Here is a 15,848-nt window from a genome sequence, read left to right as displayed (position 1 = left end):
CGGCCGGCCCGCCGTCGTCGTCCGCGCCCGGGCGCAGGCCCGCCGCACGCGCGCGGTGCCGCGCCGGACGCTGCGGCCGCTGCAGGCCGACGGCCGGACCGTGTGGCGGCAGTGGCGCGACCGGCGGCTCACCCGCGCCGAGGCCCGCCGGGTCGTGCGGGCGCCGAGCGAGCTGGAGCTGCGCGAGCTCGCGGCGCTGGCCCTGCGGCGCCGCGCCGGCCTCGCGGTCGTCGCCGTCGCCCTCGTCGTCGTCACGGCCGCGGCCTTCGGGCCGCTCGTGCTCGGCACGCTGTCCGGCGAGTCGCTGGTCGGGGGAGCGCTGCTCGCGGCCTCGTCCGGTCTGGGCGACGTGTGGGCCGCGGCCACCAGCGGCTGGGTGTCGGGCGGCCTCGGCTCTCCCGGGCCCGCCGACGCCCTGGTCACGGCCCTGCTGCCCGGGACCGCGGTCGCCGGCGGCAGCCTGGGCGTCGCGCTCGCGGTGCTCGTGCTCGGCGCGGTGCTGCTCTCGGGGCTCGGCGCCTGGTTCGCCGCGGGCGCCGCCACCCGGTCCGTCGGCGTCCGGGTGTGGGCCGCGGTCGTCTGGGCCGCGCTCCCGAGCCTGCTGCTGGCCGCGGGCCAGGGTCGCGCCGGGGCGGTGCTCGTGCACGTGGCGCTGCCGTGGCTCGCGCTCGCGCTGGCGCGGGCCGTCGGGGCGCAGCAGGTCGACGTGGTGCTGTCCGGCGTCGCCACCGCCGCGCGCGCCGAGGACGGTGCCGTGCCCGGGCGGGACCTCGGCGCTGAGGAGTGGCCCGACCCCGAGGCGTGGGCGCGCGCGGGCGAGCCCGCACGTCGCCGTGGGCGCCGGGCGGCGGGGCGCGGGGACGACGACGCGGGGAGCGCGACGGGCGCGACGCCCGTCGTCACCGGCGCGACTCCTGCGGTCACCGGCGCGACGCCCGCGGTCACCGGCTCGGGCGCCGAGGTCGAGGGCGACCGCGCGGAGGCGGCCGACGACCTGCCGAGGACGGGCGCCACCCCGGCCGTGGCCGCGGAGGGGTCCGCCGCCGAGCGCGACCGCGACGAGGCCGGCGACGTGACGCCGGTGCGCGGCACCCGCGCAGTGCCGGCCACCACCGGGGCGACCGAGGCCGTGACGGCGCGGGTCCCGGCGACCGACGACGCGGCCGCCGACACCACCGGCACGGCGGCTGACGACGCCACCGGCACGGCGGCTGACGACACGGCCGGCGCGACGGCTGACGACGCGGCCGACGCCCACCCCGACGACCTCCCCGCCACCCCCACCCGCCCGGCGGGCTCGATCGCCGCGGCCGCCGCCGCGTCCCTCGCGTTCGCCGTCGTGGCCGCCGGGGCCCCGGCGCTGCTGCTGCCCGGCGTGCTGCTCCTGCTGGTGGTCGCCGCGTGCGCCCCGCGCGGCCGCCGGCTGCGTGTCGTGCTCGCCGCGGTGCCCGCGCTCGTCCTGCTGGGCCCGCTGCTCGCCGAGGCGGTGTCCCGCGGCCTCGACGGCGTGCGGCTGCTCGTCGCCGACCCCGGTGCCCCGCTCGCCTCCGACCCGGCGTCCGCGGTCGCCATGCTGCTCGGCGTGCCGGTCGACGCCACCTCTCTCGTGCCGTCCTGGCTACCCGGCTGGGTGCCGGAGTCGGTCGTCACCTGGTGGCCGGTCGCGACCGGGGGCGCCGTGCTGCTGCTGGCGCTGATCGCCCTGCTGCGCGGGGCACCGATCGCGCGGGCGGTGCGGCTCGGCTGGGTCGTCGCCGCCGTCGGCCTGGTGGCCGCCCTGGTCGCGGGCCGCGTGGCCGTCGGCGAGGACGACGGCGCGGTCGTCGTCGGCTGGGCGGGCTCCGGCATCTCGCTCGCGATGGCCGGGCTGCTCGCCGCCGGGGTGCTCGGCACCCGCGGGGCGCGGGCGTGGCTCGACCGCGCGTCGTTCGGCTGGCGGCAGCTGACCGCCGCCGTCGTGACCGCCGTGGTCGTCGTGCTGCCGCTGACCGCGTGGGTCGGCTGGGCGTGGCAGGCGCGCGACGGCGCCGCCGCGGACCTGACGACCATGGACCGCGCGGTCGTGCCGGCGATCGGGCGGCAGACCCAGCAGTCCGAGGACGCCCCGCGGGTGCTCGCGCTCGTGCCCTCGACCGAGGACCCCGCGAGCTCCGGACCCGCTGCGGGGGCGGTCGACTGGCAGCTGCTGCGCGGCGACGGACCGCAGGTCCTCGAGTCGGCGGCGGCCGCGCGGACGGCCGGTCTCGCCGGCGGGCTGACCGACCCGGCCGCCGCGGAGCCGGACGACGCGGACGCCGAGGTCGAGGCCGTCGTCGGCACGCTCGCCGTCGGGTCCAGCACGGACGTCGCCGCGGACCTGGCGGCCCTGGCCGTCGCGGACGTGCTGGTGCCCCCGCTGCCCGCGGCCGAGGACGACCTCACGCGGCAGCAGGCGCGCACGGCGCTGATCGGGCGCCTCGACGCCACGCCCGGCCTCGAGCGGATCACCGAGGGCGACTCCGGGGTCATCTGGCGCGTGCAGCCCTCGGGCGGCGCGGTCGGCGAGGACGCGCAGGGCTCGACGGCCGACGCGTCCGCCGACGCGGACACGGCCGCCGACTCCGCCGTGCCCGCCGTGGTGACCGCCTGGGCGCGCCTGGTCCCGGACGCCCGCGCCACCCAGGACGCGGCCGGCCTGGCGTCCGCCGACGCGGTCGCCGTGCCGGCGGTGCCGGGCGTCGTGGCGCGGGTGGACACCGAGATCGCGCCGGGCGACGCCGGACGGCTGCTCGTGCTCGCCGAGCGCGCGGACGCCGGGTGGCGCGCGACGCTCGACGGCCGGCCGCTGCGCGCGGTGACCGACGGCTGGCGGCAGACGTTCGAGGTCGGGGGTGAGGGCGGCCGCCTGGTCGTCACGCACACCGCCCCCGACCGGACGGCGTGGACGGTCGCGCAGGGTGCCGTGGGGCTGCTGGCCCTGCTGCTCGCGCTGCCCGTCCGCCGCCGTCGGGCTGGGAGGCGATGACATGACGGACCCGACCGTCGCGCGCCCGCGCCGGACCGGGCGCGTCGCGCGCCTGCTCTCCGGCGCGCTGGTGCTCGGCCTCACCGGCGGCGTGGTCGCGATCGCCGTGGCGGCGCCGCCGACCGAGGCCCGCCCCGTGCCGGCCGCCACCGTCGACGTCGCGCCGACGGCCACGACCCTGGTCTGCCCGGGGCCGCTCCAGCTGCCCGACGACACGCTGTCCGGCGACTCCGCCTTCGACCGGGTGCCGGTCGCGCCCGTCGAGCGGGTCACCGGCTTCGACACCGTGGCGTCCGCCACCGCCTCGCTGACCGTGCTCGGCGCGGACCCGGTCGCGCTGACGGGCGGCACGGGGTCCGTCGCGTCGCCCGGGGCCGCGACGGTGCTGCGCGCGGAGCCCGTGGACGGCGAGCCCGCCCGGGTCGCCGGCGCCACGTCGTCGGTCGTCACCGACGGCGACCTCCGCGGCCTGTCCGCCGCGTCCTGCGCGCGCCCGTCGGCCGACGTCTGGCTGGTCGGCGGCAGCACGGAGCTGGAGAGCACCGCCGACCTCGTGGTCGTGAACCCGGGTGCCACGCCCGCGGACGTGACCGTCGAGGTGTGGGGCCCGTCGGGCCCGGTCGACCTCGCGAACGGCGGCACGTTCCTCGTGGCGCCCGGGGCCGAGCGCGTGCTGTCGCTGCCCGGCGTCGCCGCCGAGCAGCGCCGGATCGCGGTCCGGGTCACCGCCGCGGGCGGCCAGGTGTCGGCGTACCTCCAGGACGCCCTGCTCGACGGGTTCACCCCCCGCGGCACCGACCTCGTCACCGCGGGCACCGGCCCGGCGACGACCCAGGTCGTCCCGGGCATCTCCGTCGTCGCCACCGAGGTGGACGCCGCGGACGCGGGCGCACTCCGGCTGCTCGTGCCCGGCGAGGTGGACGCGACCGCCTCCGTGCGGCTGCTCGGGCCGGACGGAGACGTCGAGCTGCCCGGCGCGCAGGAGCTCGACCTCCCCGCGGGCGAGGTCACGGACGTGTCCCTCGGCGGGCTCGCCGCCGGCAGCTACACCGCGGTGGTGGAATCGACCGAGGCCGTGGTCGCCGGCGCGATGATCGCGCGCGAGGGCAAGGCCGGCGAGCTGGACGAGGGGCCGCGGCTGGAGCGGGCCTGGGCCGCGTCCGCGACCCCCGGGAGCGGCCTGGTCGCGGTGCCGGCGGGGGCCACCGCGAACGTGACCGTCACGGCGGTGCCCACGGGTGACGAGGGCGCGGCACCCGCCCCGACCGCGTCGACGTCCCCGAGCCCGGAACCCACCGAGGGACAGGTGCCCGACCTCGACGCCGATGCCGCGCCCCCGGGACGGACGGTGACCGTGACGCTCCGTGGCTACGGGGAGTCCGGCGTGCTCGGCGAGCGCAAGGTGGAGGTGCCGGTCGGGTCGACCGTGCCGTTCCGCGTCCAGGAGCTCGGTGCCCGTGTCGTGGGCGTCGAGGTCGTCGCGCCGGAGGACCCGTCGGTCGTGCTGGCCTGGTCCCTGTACGCCGCGGTGGCCGACCCGAGCGGCTCGCTCATCTCGGTGCTGTCCCCCGTCACCGACGCCGCCGCGGTGACGCACGCCGAGGTGCGTCGGGGATCGCGCGTCGGCCTGGACTGACGCGGACGGCGCCGCGGCTCAGCGCGCGGCGCGCAGCTCCACGACCTCGCGCGCCTTCAGCCCGACCGACACCGCGGCGCGCACCGGCCACTGGTACCACCGGTGGTACCGCCGGTGCAGGTACCGCTCCGCGGACCGGTGGTGCGCCGAGATCATCGCGGCCGGTTTGGCCTTCCACGACACCCCGCCGACGTGGGTCACCCGCGCCGACGGCACGTAGACGTTCGGCCGCCCCGCGAGCGCGAGGCGCTCGCCCAGGTCGACGTCCTCGAAGAACATGAAGTACGCGTCGTCGAACCCGCCGACCGCCTCGAACGCGTCCCGGCGGAGCAGCAGGCAGGCCCCGGACAGCCAGCCGGCGAACCGCTCGGTGCCGGCCGTCTCCTGGCGGCGCTGGTAGGCGCGCGTCCACGGGTTCCCGGGCCAGACCTTGCCGAGCACGGCGTGGCCGGCGCCCTGGGTCAGCGACGGCAGCTCGCGCGCCGACGGGTAGACCGTCCCGTCCTCGTTGAGCAGCGCGGGTCCGAGCGCCCCGGCCGCGGGGTGCCGCTCCGCGGCGTCGAGCAGGGCGTCGAGGGAGCCGGGCTCCCAGACGACGTCGGGGTTGGCCACCACCAGGAACGGCTGCGTCGCGCCGCGTGCGCCGGCGTTGGCGCCGCCGCCGTAGCCGAGGTTCTCGCCGGTGCGGACCACGCGACCGCCCGCCTCGGCGGCGACCCGGTCGGCGACGGAAGGGTCGGCACCGTTGTCGACCACGACGAGCTCGACGGGCGCGGTCGTCGCGGCGGCGAGGGACCGGGTGAAGTCGGTGAGCTCCGGACCCGGGTTGTACACGATCGTGACCACGCGGACCGCGGGGCGGCCGGCGGACGGGGTGGCGGGGGCGCGGCTCGGCTCGGGGGTCGTCGTCATGGCCGGGTCAGGCTACCGTCCGTCCCCGAGCTCGGGGTCGACCTCGTCGGGCGAACGTCCCAGCAGGTGCGCGACCTGCTCGACGACCACCTCGTGCACGACGTCGGCGAGCTCGTCCGCGTCGACGGCCCGGGACTCCACGGGCCGCCGGTACACCACGATCCGCGGCGGTAGGCCGGGCTGCGACGGGAACGACCGCCCGAGCGGCACGCCGCCGGACTCCCAGGGCGCCGGGTCGGACGGGGGCACGTCCTCGACGGCGAACTCGACGCCGTCGAGGTACTTCCCCCAGCGGACCTCCAGGCGCTCGACCGAGTCGAGCACGAGGTCGTCGAACCGCTCCGCGCGGGTGCGGTGCGCGGGCAGCGAGGCCGGGAGCAGCGGGCCGCGGATGCCGCGGCCACGGCGGTCGCGGCGGCGGACGGCGCCGACGCGGGGGACCGGTCCGCCCGGGGTTCCGGGGGCGGCGGGGACGTGCCGACGGGGTGCCACCACGGCACTGTATCCGGGTGACAACGCGGGTCGCGCGCACGCTCCGGCCGCGGGCGGCGGTAGGTTCTACCCCGTGAGACCCGTCCGCCAGTGCTCCCGCACCGCGTGCGGTCGTCCGGCGGTCGCGACCCTGACGTACGTGTACGCCGACTCGACGGCCGTCCTCGGCCCGCTCGCCAACCTCGCCGAGCCGCACTCCTACGACCTGTGCGCCGAGCACGCCTCGCGCCTCACCGCCCCGCGGGGGTGGGAGGTCGTCCGGCTGACGCCCGAGTTCGTCGAGACCGGCCCGAGCCACGACGACCTGCTCGCGCTCGCCGACGCCGTGCGCGAGGCGGGGCGACCGGCCCCCCGGCACGCAGCCGCGGTCCCCGACGGCCTGCCGCCGGCCGCCGAGCTCGACACCGAGCGCCGCCGGGGTCACCTGCGCGTGCTGCGTGGCGAGGAGGGCTAGCGCGCGATGGCCGGTGCAGGGGGCGGTGGAGCAGGACGCCGCAAGGGACGCCGGGGGGAGCCCGAGCCGACGCCGCTGGGCTCGCTGAGCCAGGCCGGGCAGGAGCACGCCCCCGGGACGGGCGAGTGCGAGGTCTGCGGGTCGACGCGGCTCACCCGGCTGCACCTCGCGCTGGCCGACGGGACGGACGTGACGTTCGTGTCCTGCCACGAGTGCGAGCACCGGGCGTGGTTCCCGCTGGACGGCGACGGGACGTCGCTGAGCCGGGACGAGGTCGTGCGGCGGTCGAGCCGGGGCTGATCCCACTCGTCCGGGTGGAGGGGGAGCACCCCTGGAGGCCCCGCGTGGCCCCACCCCGATGGGATACCGTGACGCCGTGCCTGAGACCTCCGCGCTGCCCGACCTGACCGGCCTGATCAAGGCGTACGACGTCCGGGGCACGGTCCCGGACCAGCTGAACGCCGGCGTCGCCCGCGCGATCGGCGCGGCCTTCGCCGACGTCGTCGTCCTGCCCGAGGCCGCGGACGGGGCCCGTCCTCGCGTGGTGATCGGCAACGACATGCGCCCGTCCGGCCCGGAGCTGGTCGGCGCGTTCGCCGAGGGGTTGGCCGCGCGGGGTGTCGACGTCATCACGATCGGCCTGTGCTCGACGGACGGCCTGTACTTCGCGTCGGGCAAGCTGGGCATCCCGGGCGCCATGTTCACGGCGAGCCACAACCCCGCCGAGTACAACGGCATCAAGCTGTGCCGCGCGGGCGCCCGCCCGGTCGGCCAGGACTCGGGCCTGTCCCGGGTGCGCGACCTCGCGGCCGAGTACCTGCGCGACGGCGTGCCGGCCGCGGCCGAGGGCACCGCCGCCGGCGAGGTCACCGAGCAGGACCTGCTGGGCGACTACGCCTCCTTCCTGCGCGGCCTGGTCGACCTGTCCGGCATCCGCCCGCTCAAGGTCGTCGTGGACGCCGGCAACGGCATGGGCGGGTTCACCGCGCCGGCCGTGCTCGGCACCGGCGCGGGCCTGCCGGAGCTGCCGCTCGAGGTCGTGCCGCTGTACTTCGAGCTGGACGGGACCTTCCCGAACCACGAGGCGAACCCGCTCGAGCCGGAGAACCTGCGCGACCTGCAGAAGGCGGTCGTCGAGCACGGCGCCGACATCGGCCTGGCGTTCGACGGCGACGCCGACCGCTGCTTCGTGGTCGACGAGAACGGCGACCCGGTCAGCCCGTCGGCGATCACGGCGCTGGTCGGCCTGCGCGAGATCGAGCGGGAGAAGGCGGAGGGCCGCACGCCCACCGTGATCCACAACCTCATCACCTCGATGGTCGTGCCGGACCTGGTGACCGCGGCCGGCGCCAAGGCCGTCCGCACCCGCGTGGGTCACTCGTTCATCAAGGCGCAGATGGCCGAGTCGGACGCGGTGTTCGGCGGCGAGCACTCCGCGCACTACTACTTCCGCGACTTCTTCTTCGCGGACACCGGCATGCTCGCGGCGCTGCACGTGCTCGCCGCGCTCGGCGGCCAGCCGCACCCGCTGTCGGCGCTCGCCGAGCAGTACCAGCCGTACGTCGCCTCCGGGGAGATCAACTCCCGCGTCGCGGACGTCGCCGCCGCCCGCGCGCGGGTCGTCGAGGCGTACGTCGAGCAGCAGGGTGCCGGCCCGGTCACGGTCGACGAGCTCGACGGCCTGACGGTCTCGCACTGGGACGCCCAGCCGCAGTGGTGGTTCAACCTGCGCGCGTCGAACACCGAGCCGCTGCTGCGCCTGAACGTCGAGGCCGCGGACGAGGACATCATGGAGAAGGTCCGCGACGACGTGCTCGCCCTCGTCCGCCAGGACGGCGCCGCGTGAGCGCCGCCGAGCCCGTGGGCACCACCGGCCTCGCCCCCTGGGTGCGGGAGCTGCTCCGCTGCCCCGTGACCGGTGCGACGCTCGTGGACGGCGTCGGCCCGGGCGGCCAGCCGGAGCTCGTGTCGACCGACCCGGACCGCCCGCTGGCGTACCCCGTCCGCGACGGCATCCCCGTCCTCCTCGCCGACGAGGCCCGCCCGGTCTAGCATCACCGCTCGGGCCACCGCGCGGCGGCCTCGGGGGACCTCGGTCGCCCGTGCGCTGACCAGCGGAGGGACCGGCATGGCACACGGAGGCGGGAACAAGGCGATCATCGCCGCGCTGTCCGCGAACCTGGGCATCGCGGTGACGAAGTTCATCGCGTTCCTGCTCACCTCGTCGAGCTCGATGCTGGCCGAGGCGGTGCACTCGGTGGCCGACTCCGGCAACCAGCTGCTGCTGCTCGTCGGCGGCCGCCGGGCCCGGCGCGCGGCGGACGAGGAGCACCCGTTCGGCTACGGGCGCGAGCGGTACATGTACGCGTTCATCGTCGCGATCGTGCTGTTCAGCCTCGGCGGCCTGTTCGCGCTCTACGAGGCGTGGCACAAGTTCGCCGACCCGCACCCCATCGAGTCCTGGCAGTGGGTGCCGCTGGCGGTGCTGGGGGCGGCGATCGTCATGGAGGGGCTGTCCTTCCGGACGGCGATCGGCGAGGCGAACCACACCCGCGGCAAGCAGGGCTGGGTGTCGTACATCCGCACCGCGAAGGCGCCCGAGCTGCCGGTGGTGCTGCTGGAGGACTTCGGCGCGCTCATCGGCCTCGTGCTGGCGCTGTTCGGCGTGTCCATGACGCTGGTGACCGGCGACGGCCGGTGGGACGCGGTCGGGTCGGGCGCGATCGGCCTGCTGCTGGTCGTCATCGCGATCGTGCTGGCGGTCGAGACCAAGAGCCTGCTGCTGGGGGAGTCGGCCAGCAGGAAGGACGTCGACGCGATCCGCGCCGCGCTGGTCGGCCCGGGCGTCCCGTCCGTCATCCACCTCCGCACGCTGCACCTCGGCCCGGAGGAGCTGCTGGTGGCGGCGAAGATCGAGGTGCCGGCGGCGTCCAGCGCGGGCGACGTCGCGGAGGCGATCGACGCGGCGGAGCAGCGGGTGCGGGCGGCGGTGCCCATCGCGCGGGTGATCTACCTGGAGCCGGACCTGCGGCACGCGCTCGCCGCGGGCTGAGTCCGGCGACACCCTCGGGTGGAGCGTTCTGCCCGACACGCCGGCGCGTGTCGGGCAGAACGCTCCACTCGTTGCCACTCCCGGGAGGAGCCGGGCCGGGCTCCGGTGGACGGGCGGTCAGACGGCCGCCACCGCCGGGCGGCGGGACAGGACCGCGACCAGGACGACCGCCACGAGCATGACCGCCGCCGCCGCGGCGCCGAGCACCGCGTAGCCCGGGCCGGCCACGACCCAGCCGCCCACCAGGGCGCCGAGGCCGGTGCCGAGCGAGATGATCGACGAGTTCAGCGCCACGACCAGCTGGCCGTGCCGGCCCGCCAGCGTGAGCAGCACGTTCTGCAGGGGGGAGTTCATCGCCCACGCGGCGAACCCCCACAGCGCGAAGACCGCCAGCGCGGTCCACGCGGTCGCGGTCGCCGGGGTGAGCAGCAGCAGCGCCAGCACCGAGGTGCCGAGCGCCAGCACGATGCTGCGGGCGGCGCCGAACCGGTCGGCGAGCCGCCCGCCCACGACGTTGCCCGCCACACCCGCCACGCCGTAAGCCAGCAGCACGGCGCTGAGCAGCGCGCCGGTCAGCCCGCCGAGGTCGGTGAGCAGCGGCGACGAGTAGGTCTGCACCATGAGCGCCGACGCGGTCTCCAGCATCGACACCAGCAGGACGACGGCGACCAGCCCAGGCAGCGCGGGGCCGGCGCCGGCAGGCGCGGCGGTGGTCGCCGGGGTGCCGGTCGACCGGGCACGGGGTGACTCGTCCGGCACGACGACCGGCGCGGCCACCGCGAGTTCGGTGCGTCCAGCCGAGTTCGGTCCCTCTGACGTCCGAACTCGGCTGGAGGGACCGAACTCGGCGGCGGCAGCCGGTGCCGGGCTTGCCGAGGGCGACCCGGCGGCCGACGGAGCCGCCGTGACCGTGCGCGGGACGCGGACCAGCGCCAGGACGCTCACCAGCGCCACCAGCGCCAGGCCGCCCACCAGGGCGTAGACGCCGCGGTAGCCGAGCGCCGGGCCGAGCAGGTTGCCCGCCGGCGCCCCGAGCACGGTCGCCGTCGTCAGCCCGCCGAACACCGTCGCCACCGCCCGCCCGCGCCGCCCGGGCGGGGCCAGCCGCGCGGCCAGCACCGTGGCCGTCGGCGTGAACCCGCCCGCCGCCACCGCCGACAGCCCGCGCAGCACGGCCACCTGGTCGTAGGTCGTGGCGAACGCGGTGGCACCGGTGGCCAGCGCGAACAGGCCCAGCGCCACGGCCATGAGCAGCCGGCGCGGCACGCGCCCGACGACGAGCGTGAGCAGCGGCGTGGACACCGCGTACGTGAAGCCGTAGACGCTGACCAGCGTGCCGACCTGGCTGACCGACACGTCGAGCTCCGCGGACACGCTCGGCACCAGCCCGGCCATGACGTACGAGCCGAACCCGATCGCGAACGTCCCGGTCGCCATCGGCCACAGCCGGGGTCCGCGCGCGGGACCCGGCGCGGGCGGGGCGACGGGTGGCGTGGCGGGCGGGGTGGCGGCGTCGAGCATCACGCTGGCACCGGGTCCGCGACTCGGCCCGCGCCGGCCTGCACCGTGGCGGCCGTCGCCGACGCGGCCGACGCCCCCGCGGCCGGCCCCGCAGACGCCTCTGCCGACGCGGCCGGCGTCTCCGCCGGGACCGTCCCGGGCCCCAGCGCCGACGCAGCGGCCGCGCCGTCCTCCGCCGCGGTCCCCGGCGCGCCGTCCAGCACCTCCCACGCCCGCGGCTCGGCGACGGCCAGCAGCCGCCCCGCGAGGTCCAGCGCGGCGCCGTCCGCGAACCCGCGGGTCAGCACGGAGACGCCGACCCGCTCGCCGGGCACCCCGGCGTCGACCGGCACGGCCACCGCGGCGTACCCGAACAGGTTGCAGAAGTTGGTGTAGGTCCCGAGCCGGGAGTTCACCGCCACCGGCTCCGCGGCCACCTCGGCCAGCGTCGGGTGGTGCGTGGTCGTCGGCAGCAGCAGCGCGTCGGCGTCGCCCAGCGCCGCCTCCGCGACGACGCGCAGCTCCGCGAGCGTGACGAGGTCCGCGGCGTACCGGTGCGCGGGGAGCTCGCCCGCCGCGCGGATGATGCCCGCCACCACCGGGTCCAGGCCCTCGGGCCCGGAGTCGACCAGTCCGCCGACGGCGGTGTACCGCTCGGCGACGAACGCCCCGTCGTACAGCAGCCGCGCGGCGTCGAGGAACGGCGTCAGGTCGACCTCGCGCAGCGTCCACCCGGCGGACCGCAGCGACGCGACGGTCGCGTCGAACGCCGACCGCCACAGCGGGGCGAGGGCGTCGAGGTCCGCCGCGCGGGGCACCGCGAGAACCGGGGCGTCCGGCGCGGGCGCCGCGACGTCGGCGGGCACGGGCCGCGCCGCCAGCGCGTCCACCCCGTCCGGCCCGGCCATCAGGCCCACCGCGAGGGCCGCCAGGGGCAGCGACCGCGCGAACACCCCCACGCAGTCGAGCGACCGGCACGCCGGCAGCACCCCGGTGGTGGGCACGAGACCCGGCGTCGGCTTGACCCCGACGACGCCCTGGAGCGCGGCGGGCACCCGGTTCGACCCGGCGGTGTCGGTGCCGAGCGCGAGGTCGACGATCCCGAGCGCGACGGCGACGGCCGACCCGGACGACGACCCGCCGGAGATCCGGTCGGGGTGGTCGGCGGACCGCACCGCGCCGTAGGGGCTCCGGGTGCCGACGAGGCCGGTGGCGAACTGGTCGAGGTTCGTCTTGCCCAGCACCACGGCGCCGGCCGCCCGCAGCCGGGCGACGGCGGTGGCGTCGGCGGCCGCGGTCCAGGCCACGCCCGGGCACCCCGCGGTGGTCGGCAGCCCCGCGACGTCGATGTTGTCCTTGACCGCGACCAGGCGGCCGAGCAGCGGCAGGTCCGCGCCCGCCGCCGCCCGGTCGGCCTGCGCGCGCACGTCGGCCTCGACGTCGGCCCGGGGGCGCAGGTGGATCCACACCTCGGGCCGGTCGACCTCGGCGATCCGGGCGTACGCGCGCGCGACCGCGGCGAGCCCGGGCGCCGAGGTCACGCCGCCCCCTCGGTCACGATCATCCGCACCGGCGTCGGGTCGAACCCGTTGCACGGGTTGTTGATCTGCGGGCAGTTCGACACCAGCACCAGCACGTCGCGCTCGGCGCGCAGCGTCAGCGACAGGCCGGGGGAGGAGATCCCGTCGACGATGCCCAGCGCGCCGTCCGCCTCGACCGGCACGTTCATGTACCAGTTGATGTTCGACACCAGGTCGCGCTTGCCGAGCCCGTGCCGGGCGCCCTCGGCGAGGAAGTTCTCGACGCACGCGTGCTGGTGCACGGTGTGGTGGCCGTACCGCAGCGAGTTCGACTCCTTGGAGCAGGCGCCGCCGATGGTGTCGTGCCGGCCGACCTCGTCGTGCACGAGCGTCATCAGCGCGTCGCCGGTGCCGGCCCGCAGCACGGACCCCTGCACCAGGTAGACGTTGCGCTGGGCGGCGATCGTGTCGGACGCGGAGTAGCGGACAGACGTGTCGTGCGCGTCGTAGAGCAGGCAGTCGACGGCCTGGTTGCCCTCCAGGTCGACGATGGTGAGCTCCTGGCCGGCGCGGACGACGGTCGACCACGCGGACCGGCGCGGGACGACCTCGTCGAGCACGACGGCGGCGCCGGCGAGGCGCGCGGGCAGCGCGTCCGTCGACGGGGCGGGGGAGGTGGGTGCAGCGGTCATGGTCACAGTCCCCTCGCGCGGGCGTAGTCGATGGTGTTGGCGAAGGCGCGCTCGGCCTCCGGGCCGGCCGTGACCTCCGGCGCGTCCAGCCCCGCGGGTGCCCCGCGCCAGGCTCGGACCCGCAGCGGCGTCGACACGTACTCGGCGCGCGGGTCGACGGGGTGCGGCACGTTGGCGAGCAGCACGACGCACGGCAGCTCGAGCCGCAGCCGGACCCGCGCACCGGCGCCGGCCGACCCGGTGAACTCCGTCGTGCCGTCCTCGGCGATGCGGACGCCCTGGAAGAACGACAGGCTCGGCGGCACGTCGCGCGCGTCCAGCCCGTTCTTCAGTGCGGCGAGCAGCAGCAGCTCGCGGCCGGCGGGGGTGCCGCCCTGCGGGGACCCGTCGCCGTACCGGGCCTCGTTCGCGGCCTTCGACGACGTCCCGGCGAAGGTGTCGTGCCGGCCCGAGGTGTCCTCGACGACGGTCGCGAGCACCCGGCCGCGGTCGGACAGCAGCATCGAGCCGGCGCCCAGGTAGGCCTGCCACTGGATCTTCACGGTGTCGGCCACGTTCAGCCGCTCGTCGACCTGCGCGGCGTTCGTCAGCACGAGGTGGGCGCACGCGTCGCCCTCCAGGTCGGTGAGCTCGAGCACCGAGCCGCGGGCGAGCACGACGGTGGTGTAGTTCCCGCCGGCGACGGTCTCGGCGTGCAGCCGGTCCTCGGGCGCGACGTCGGCGGGCCAGTCGGCGGCGGTCGCCGCGGGCACGGTCGGCATCGTGCCGACGACCGTGCCGCCCTGGGCGCGCGCGTGGTCGCGCGCCCCCAGCGGCGAGGCGGTGGAGATGCTGGTCATCGGTCCTCCTCAGACGGCCTGGGCGGTGGTGGCGAGCGCGCGCTGCACCTCGGGGTTCGGCTCCGCGGTGACGAGCCACTGCTGCACGTCCTCCGCGGTGACCAGCGCGTCGCGCTGCAGGTAGTCGATGGCGCGCAGCGCGGCGTCGTGCGCCTCCTGGGAGGACCCGCCGACCGCGTCGGTGACGACCCGCACCCGGTAGTCGTGCTGGTGGGCGTCGACGGCGGTGTAGTGGATGCACACGTCGGTCAGGCCGCCGATGAGGATGACGGTGTCGGCCCGGTACGCCTTGAGCACGATCTCCAGCTCGGTGCCGAAGAACGCGGAGTAGCGGCGCTTGCGGATCAGGAACTCGTCGGGCCGCGGGTCCAGGCCCTGCGCGAGCTCGGTCTCCGGCCAGCCCTCGACGCAGTGCGGGCCCTCGGCGCCGTCCAGCTCGCGGCCGATGTCGATCAGCGAGGGCTTGTGCACCTCCTGGATCCAGACCACCGGGATCCCCTGATCGCGGCAGGTGGCGATCATCTTCCGGACCCGCGGCGCCCGCTCGGTGCGGCCGGGCATGTACGGGATCTCGGTGCGGGACTCGGCGCGCTCGACGTCGCCGCCCTGGATGTCGACGACGATGAGCACGGCGTTGCCGGTGACGTTCATGGGGGTGGTTCCTTCCGGGGGGTGGTGCGACCGCGCTCAGGCGAGGGCGATGCGGCGGTCGGCGGCGGCCTGGAGCACGTCGACGACGGTGTTGAGCAGGACGTAGACGACGCCGAGCAGCAGGGCGACGCCCGCGATGGCGGGGAAGTCGGAGGCCGCGACGGACTTGTCGAGGTAGGAGCCGACGCCGGGCCAGTCGAAGATCTTCTCGACGACCACCAGGCCGGCCAGGAGCATGCCCGCCTGGATGCCGACCATCGACAGCGTCGGGCCGAGCGAGTTCCGGACGGCGTGCCGCACGAGGATCTGCCGCTCGCCCATGCCGGCGGCGCGGGCGGTGCGGGCGTGGTCGGCGGCCATGTTGGCCTTGAGCCCGTCCACCAGCACCCGGCCGATCGCGACCGCGGGGGAGATGGCGGCGCACAGCGCGGGCAGCGCGAGGTGCGTGACGGCGTCCCCGGCCACGTCCAACCGGCCGGCCAGCAGCCCGTCGAGCACCAGGAACCCCGTCGGCCCGGCGGGGGCGTCCCGCAGCCCGGTGCGGCCGCCGGACGGCAGCCAGCCGAGGTTCCCGTAGAACACCAGCAGCGCGACCATCCCGAGCAGGAACGTCGGGGCGGCGGCGCCGCTGAGCAGCACCACCCGCACGATGCCGGCGCCGCGCCACCGCAGCGTGGTGAGGGCCGCGAACGCCACGCCCAGGACCAGCGCGATGCCGAGGACCCACGCCGCGAGCTCGAGGCTCGCGGGCAGCACCTGGGCCAGGTTGTCGGCGACCGGGGTGCGGCTGCGCAGCGAGTTCTGCAGGTCCCCGTGCAGCAGGCCGTCGAGGTACGTGAGGTAGCGCTGCACCAGGGGCTCGTCGAGGCCGAGGCGCTCGCGGGCGGCGGCCACGGCGTCGGCGGAGGCGTTGGCCCCGACGTACGCCTTGGCGGGGTCGACGCCGCTGACCTCCTGGAGGCCGAACAGCGCCATCGTGAGCGCGAGCAGCACGCCGATCGTCGCGGCGACGCGCTTGACCAGGAACATCACCATGCGAGGGCCTCCTCGGCGGCTCGGGACGGGCGGGGGGCGGCGGGGACGGCGGGGACGGCGG

15 protein-coding genes are annotated in these 15,848 nt (G+C 77.1%); 7 read left to right on the top strand and 8 right to left on the bottom strand.

Translation table 11 applies throughout. The annotated features are described in order from the left end of the window. Together J5O08_RS12610 and J5O08_RS12605 are read left to right on the top strand one after the other, a co-directional pair. A partial coding sequence (locus J5O08_RS12610) for a hypothetical protein (protein ID WP_218707217.1) occupies positions 1–3,004 on the top strand: 3,004 nt, incomplete at its 5' end. Between the two features lies 1 nt (position 3,005). Further along, positions 3,006–4,640 (top strand): DUF5719 family protein, encoded by a 1,635-nt coding sequence (locus J5O08_RS12605; protein ID WP_218707216.1) that lies wholly within the window; start codon positions 3,006–3,008, stop codon positions 4,638–4,640. An 18-nt stretch (positions 4,641–4,658) separates the two neighbouring features. Here the strand turns inward: J5O08_RS12605 and J5O08_RS12600 are convergent, their stop codons facing one another. Together J5O08_RS12600 and J5O08_RS12595 are read right to left on the bottom strand one after the other, a co-directional pair. Then, positions 4,659–5,552 carry a glycosyltransferase family 2 protein gene (locus tag J5O08_RS12600; protein ID WP_218707215.1) on the bottom strand — a complete coding sequence of 298 codons (894 nt, stop codon included), beginning with the start codon at positions 5,550–5,552 and terminating at the stop codon, positions 4,659–4,661. Positions 5,553–5,564: 12 nt separating this feature from the next. Then, positions 5,565–6,044 carry a metallopeptidase family protein gene (locus J5O08_RS12595; RefSeq protein WP_147794070.1) on the bottom strand — a complete coding sequence of 160 codons (480 nt, stop codon included), beginning with the start codon at positions 6,042–6,044 and terminating at the stop codon, positions 5,565–5,567. A gap of 73 nt (positions 6,045–6,117) precedes the next feature. Between J5O08_RS12595 and J5O08_RS12590 the strand changes: the two genes are divergently transcribed. From J5O08_RS12590 to J5O08_RS12570, 5 genes are all read left to right on the top strand, one after another. Further along, positions 6,118–6,498, top strand: a complete 381-nt coding sequence (locus J5O08_RS12590; protein WP_147794069.1) for a DUF3499 domain-containing protein — start codon at positions 6,118–6,120, stop codon at positions 6,496–6,498. A gap of 6 nt (positions 6,499–6,504) precedes the next feature. Beyond that, complete coding sequence (locus J5O08_RS12585) at positions 6,505–6,798, top strand: hypothetical protein (protein WP_255589739.1); 294 nt, start codon at positions 6,505–6,507, stop codon at positions 6,796–6,798. Between the two features lie 58 nt (positions 6,799–6,856). Further along, positions 6,857–8,344 carry a phosphomannomutase/phosphoglucomutase gene (locus J5O08_RS12580; RefSeq protein ID WP_218707214.1) on the top strand — a complete coding sequence of 496 codons (1,488 nt, stop codon included), beginning with the start codon at positions 6,857–6,859 and terminating at the stop codon, positions 8,342–8,344. After that, positions 8,341–8,550 (top strand): Trm112 family protein, encoded by a 210-nt coding sequence (locus J5O08_RS12575; protein ID WP_205693691.1) that lies wholly within the window; start codon positions 8,341–8,343, stop codon positions 8,548–8,550. Before J5O08_RS12580 ends, J5O08_RS12575 begins: the two co-directional genes overlap by 4 nt. Before the next feature lie 76 nt (positions 8,551–8,626). Beyond that, positions 8,627–9,550, top strand: coding sequence for a cation diffusion facilitator family transporter (locus J5O08_RS12570; RefSeq protein WP_218707213.1), 924 nt, complete (start codon positions 8,627–8,629; stop codon positions 9,548–9,550). Between the two features lie 117 nt (positions 9,551–9,667). Here J5O08_RS12570 and J5O08_RS12565 read toward each other — a convergent pair whose 3' ends face one another. The 6 genes from J5O08_RS12565 to J5O08_RS12540 form a co-directional block, all read right to left on the bottom strand. Beyond that, entirely contained in the window at positions 9,668–10,987 is a 1,320-nt protein-coding gene (locus tag J5O08_RS12565) for an MFS transporter (protein WP_218707212.1), read from the bottom strand. A gap of 83 nt (positions 10,988–11,070) precedes the next feature. Continuing rightward, positions 11,071–12,591 carry an allophanate hydrolase gene (locus tag J5O08_RS12560; RefSeq protein WP_218707211.1) on the bottom strand — a complete coding sequence of 507 codons (1,521 nt, stop codon included), beginning with the start codon at positions 12,589–12,591 and terminating at the stop codon, positions 11,071–11,073. Further along, on the bottom strand, positions 12,588–13,262 hold the full coding sequence (locus tag J5O08_RS12555) for an urea amidolyase associated protein UAAP2 (RefSeq protein ID WP_217615998.1): 675 nt from the start codon (positions 13,260–13,262) through the stop codon (positions 12,588–12,590). Before J5O08_RS12555 ends, J5O08_RS12560 begins: the two co-directional genes overlap by 4 nt. A 2-nt stretch (positions 13,263–13,264) precedes the next feature. Continuing rightward, positions 13,265–14,101, bottom strand: coding sequence for an urea amidolyase associated protein UAAP1 (locus tag J5O08_RS12550; RefSeq protein ID WP_218707210.1), 837 nt, complete (start codon positions 14,099–14,101; stop codon positions 13,265–13,267). A 9-nt stretch (positions 14,102–14,110) separates the two neighbouring features. Further along, on the bottom strand, positions 14,111–14,752 hold the full coding sequence (locus tag J5O08_RS12545; RefSeq protein WP_218707209.1) for a cysteine hydrolase family protein: 642 nt from the start codon (positions 14,750–14,752) through the stop codon (positions 14,111–14,113). 36 nt (positions 14,753–14,788) lie between these two features. Further along, complete coding sequence (locus J5O08_RS12540) at positions 14,789–15,787, bottom strand: ABC transporter permease (RefSeq protein WP_218707208.1); 999 nt, start codon at positions 15,785–15,787, stop codon at positions 14,789–14,791. Positions 15,788–15,848: the final 61 nt, after the last annotated feature.

The sequence above is a fragment of the Cellulomonas sp. PS-H5 genome, from assembly GCF_019265565.1.
GTDB lineage: Bacteria > Actinomycetota > Actinomycetes > Actinomycetales > Cellulomonadaceae > Cellulomonas.
Note: the sequence above shows the minus strand (reverse complement) of the source record. Positions and strands in the feature narration are given on the sequence as shown.

Bases quoted from the DNA above. Each gene is read 5' to 3' on its own strand.
- J5O08_RS12605 (WP_218707216.1), top strand. From the start codon at position 3,006: ATGACGGACCCGACCGTCGCGCGCCCGCGCCGGACCGGGCGCGTCGCG.
- J5O08_RS12600 (WP_218707215.1), bottom strand. From the start codon at position 5,552: ATGACGACGACCCCCGAGCCGAGCCGCGCCCCCGCCACCCCGTCCGCC.
- J5O08_RS12585 (WP_255589739.1), top strand. From the start codon at position 6,505: ATGGCCGGTGCAGGGGGCGGTGGAGCAGGACGCCGCAAGGGACGCCGG.
- J5O08_RS12580 (WP_218707214.1), top strand. From the start codon at position 6,857: ATGGGATACCGTGACGCCGTGCCTGAGACCTCCGCGCTGCCCGACCTG.
- J5O08_RS12570 (WP_218707213.1), top strand. From the start codon at position 8,627: ATGGCACACGGAGGCGGGAACAAGGCGATCATCGCCGCGCTGTCCGCG.
- J5O08_RS12565 (WP_218707212.1), bottom strand. From the start codon at position 10,987: ATGGCGACCGGGACGTTCGCGATCGGGTTCGGCTCGTACGTCATGGCC.
- J5O08_RS12555 (WP_217615998.1), bottom strand. From the start codon at position 13,262: ATGACCGCTGCACCCACCTCCCCCGCCCCGTCGACGGACGCGCTGCCC.
- J5O08_RS12550 (WP_218707210.1), bottom strand. From the start codon at position 14,101: ATGACCAGCATCTCCACCGCCTCGCCGCTGGGGGCGCGCGACCACGCG.
- J5O08_RS12545 (WP_218707209.1), bottom strand. From the start codon at position 14,752: ATGAACGTCACCGGCAACGCCGTGCTCATCGTCGTCGACATCCAGGGC.
- J5O08_RS12540 (WP_218707208.1), bottom strand. From the start codon at position 15,787: ATGGTGATGTTCCTGGTCAAGCGCGTCGCCGCGACGATCGGCGTGCTG.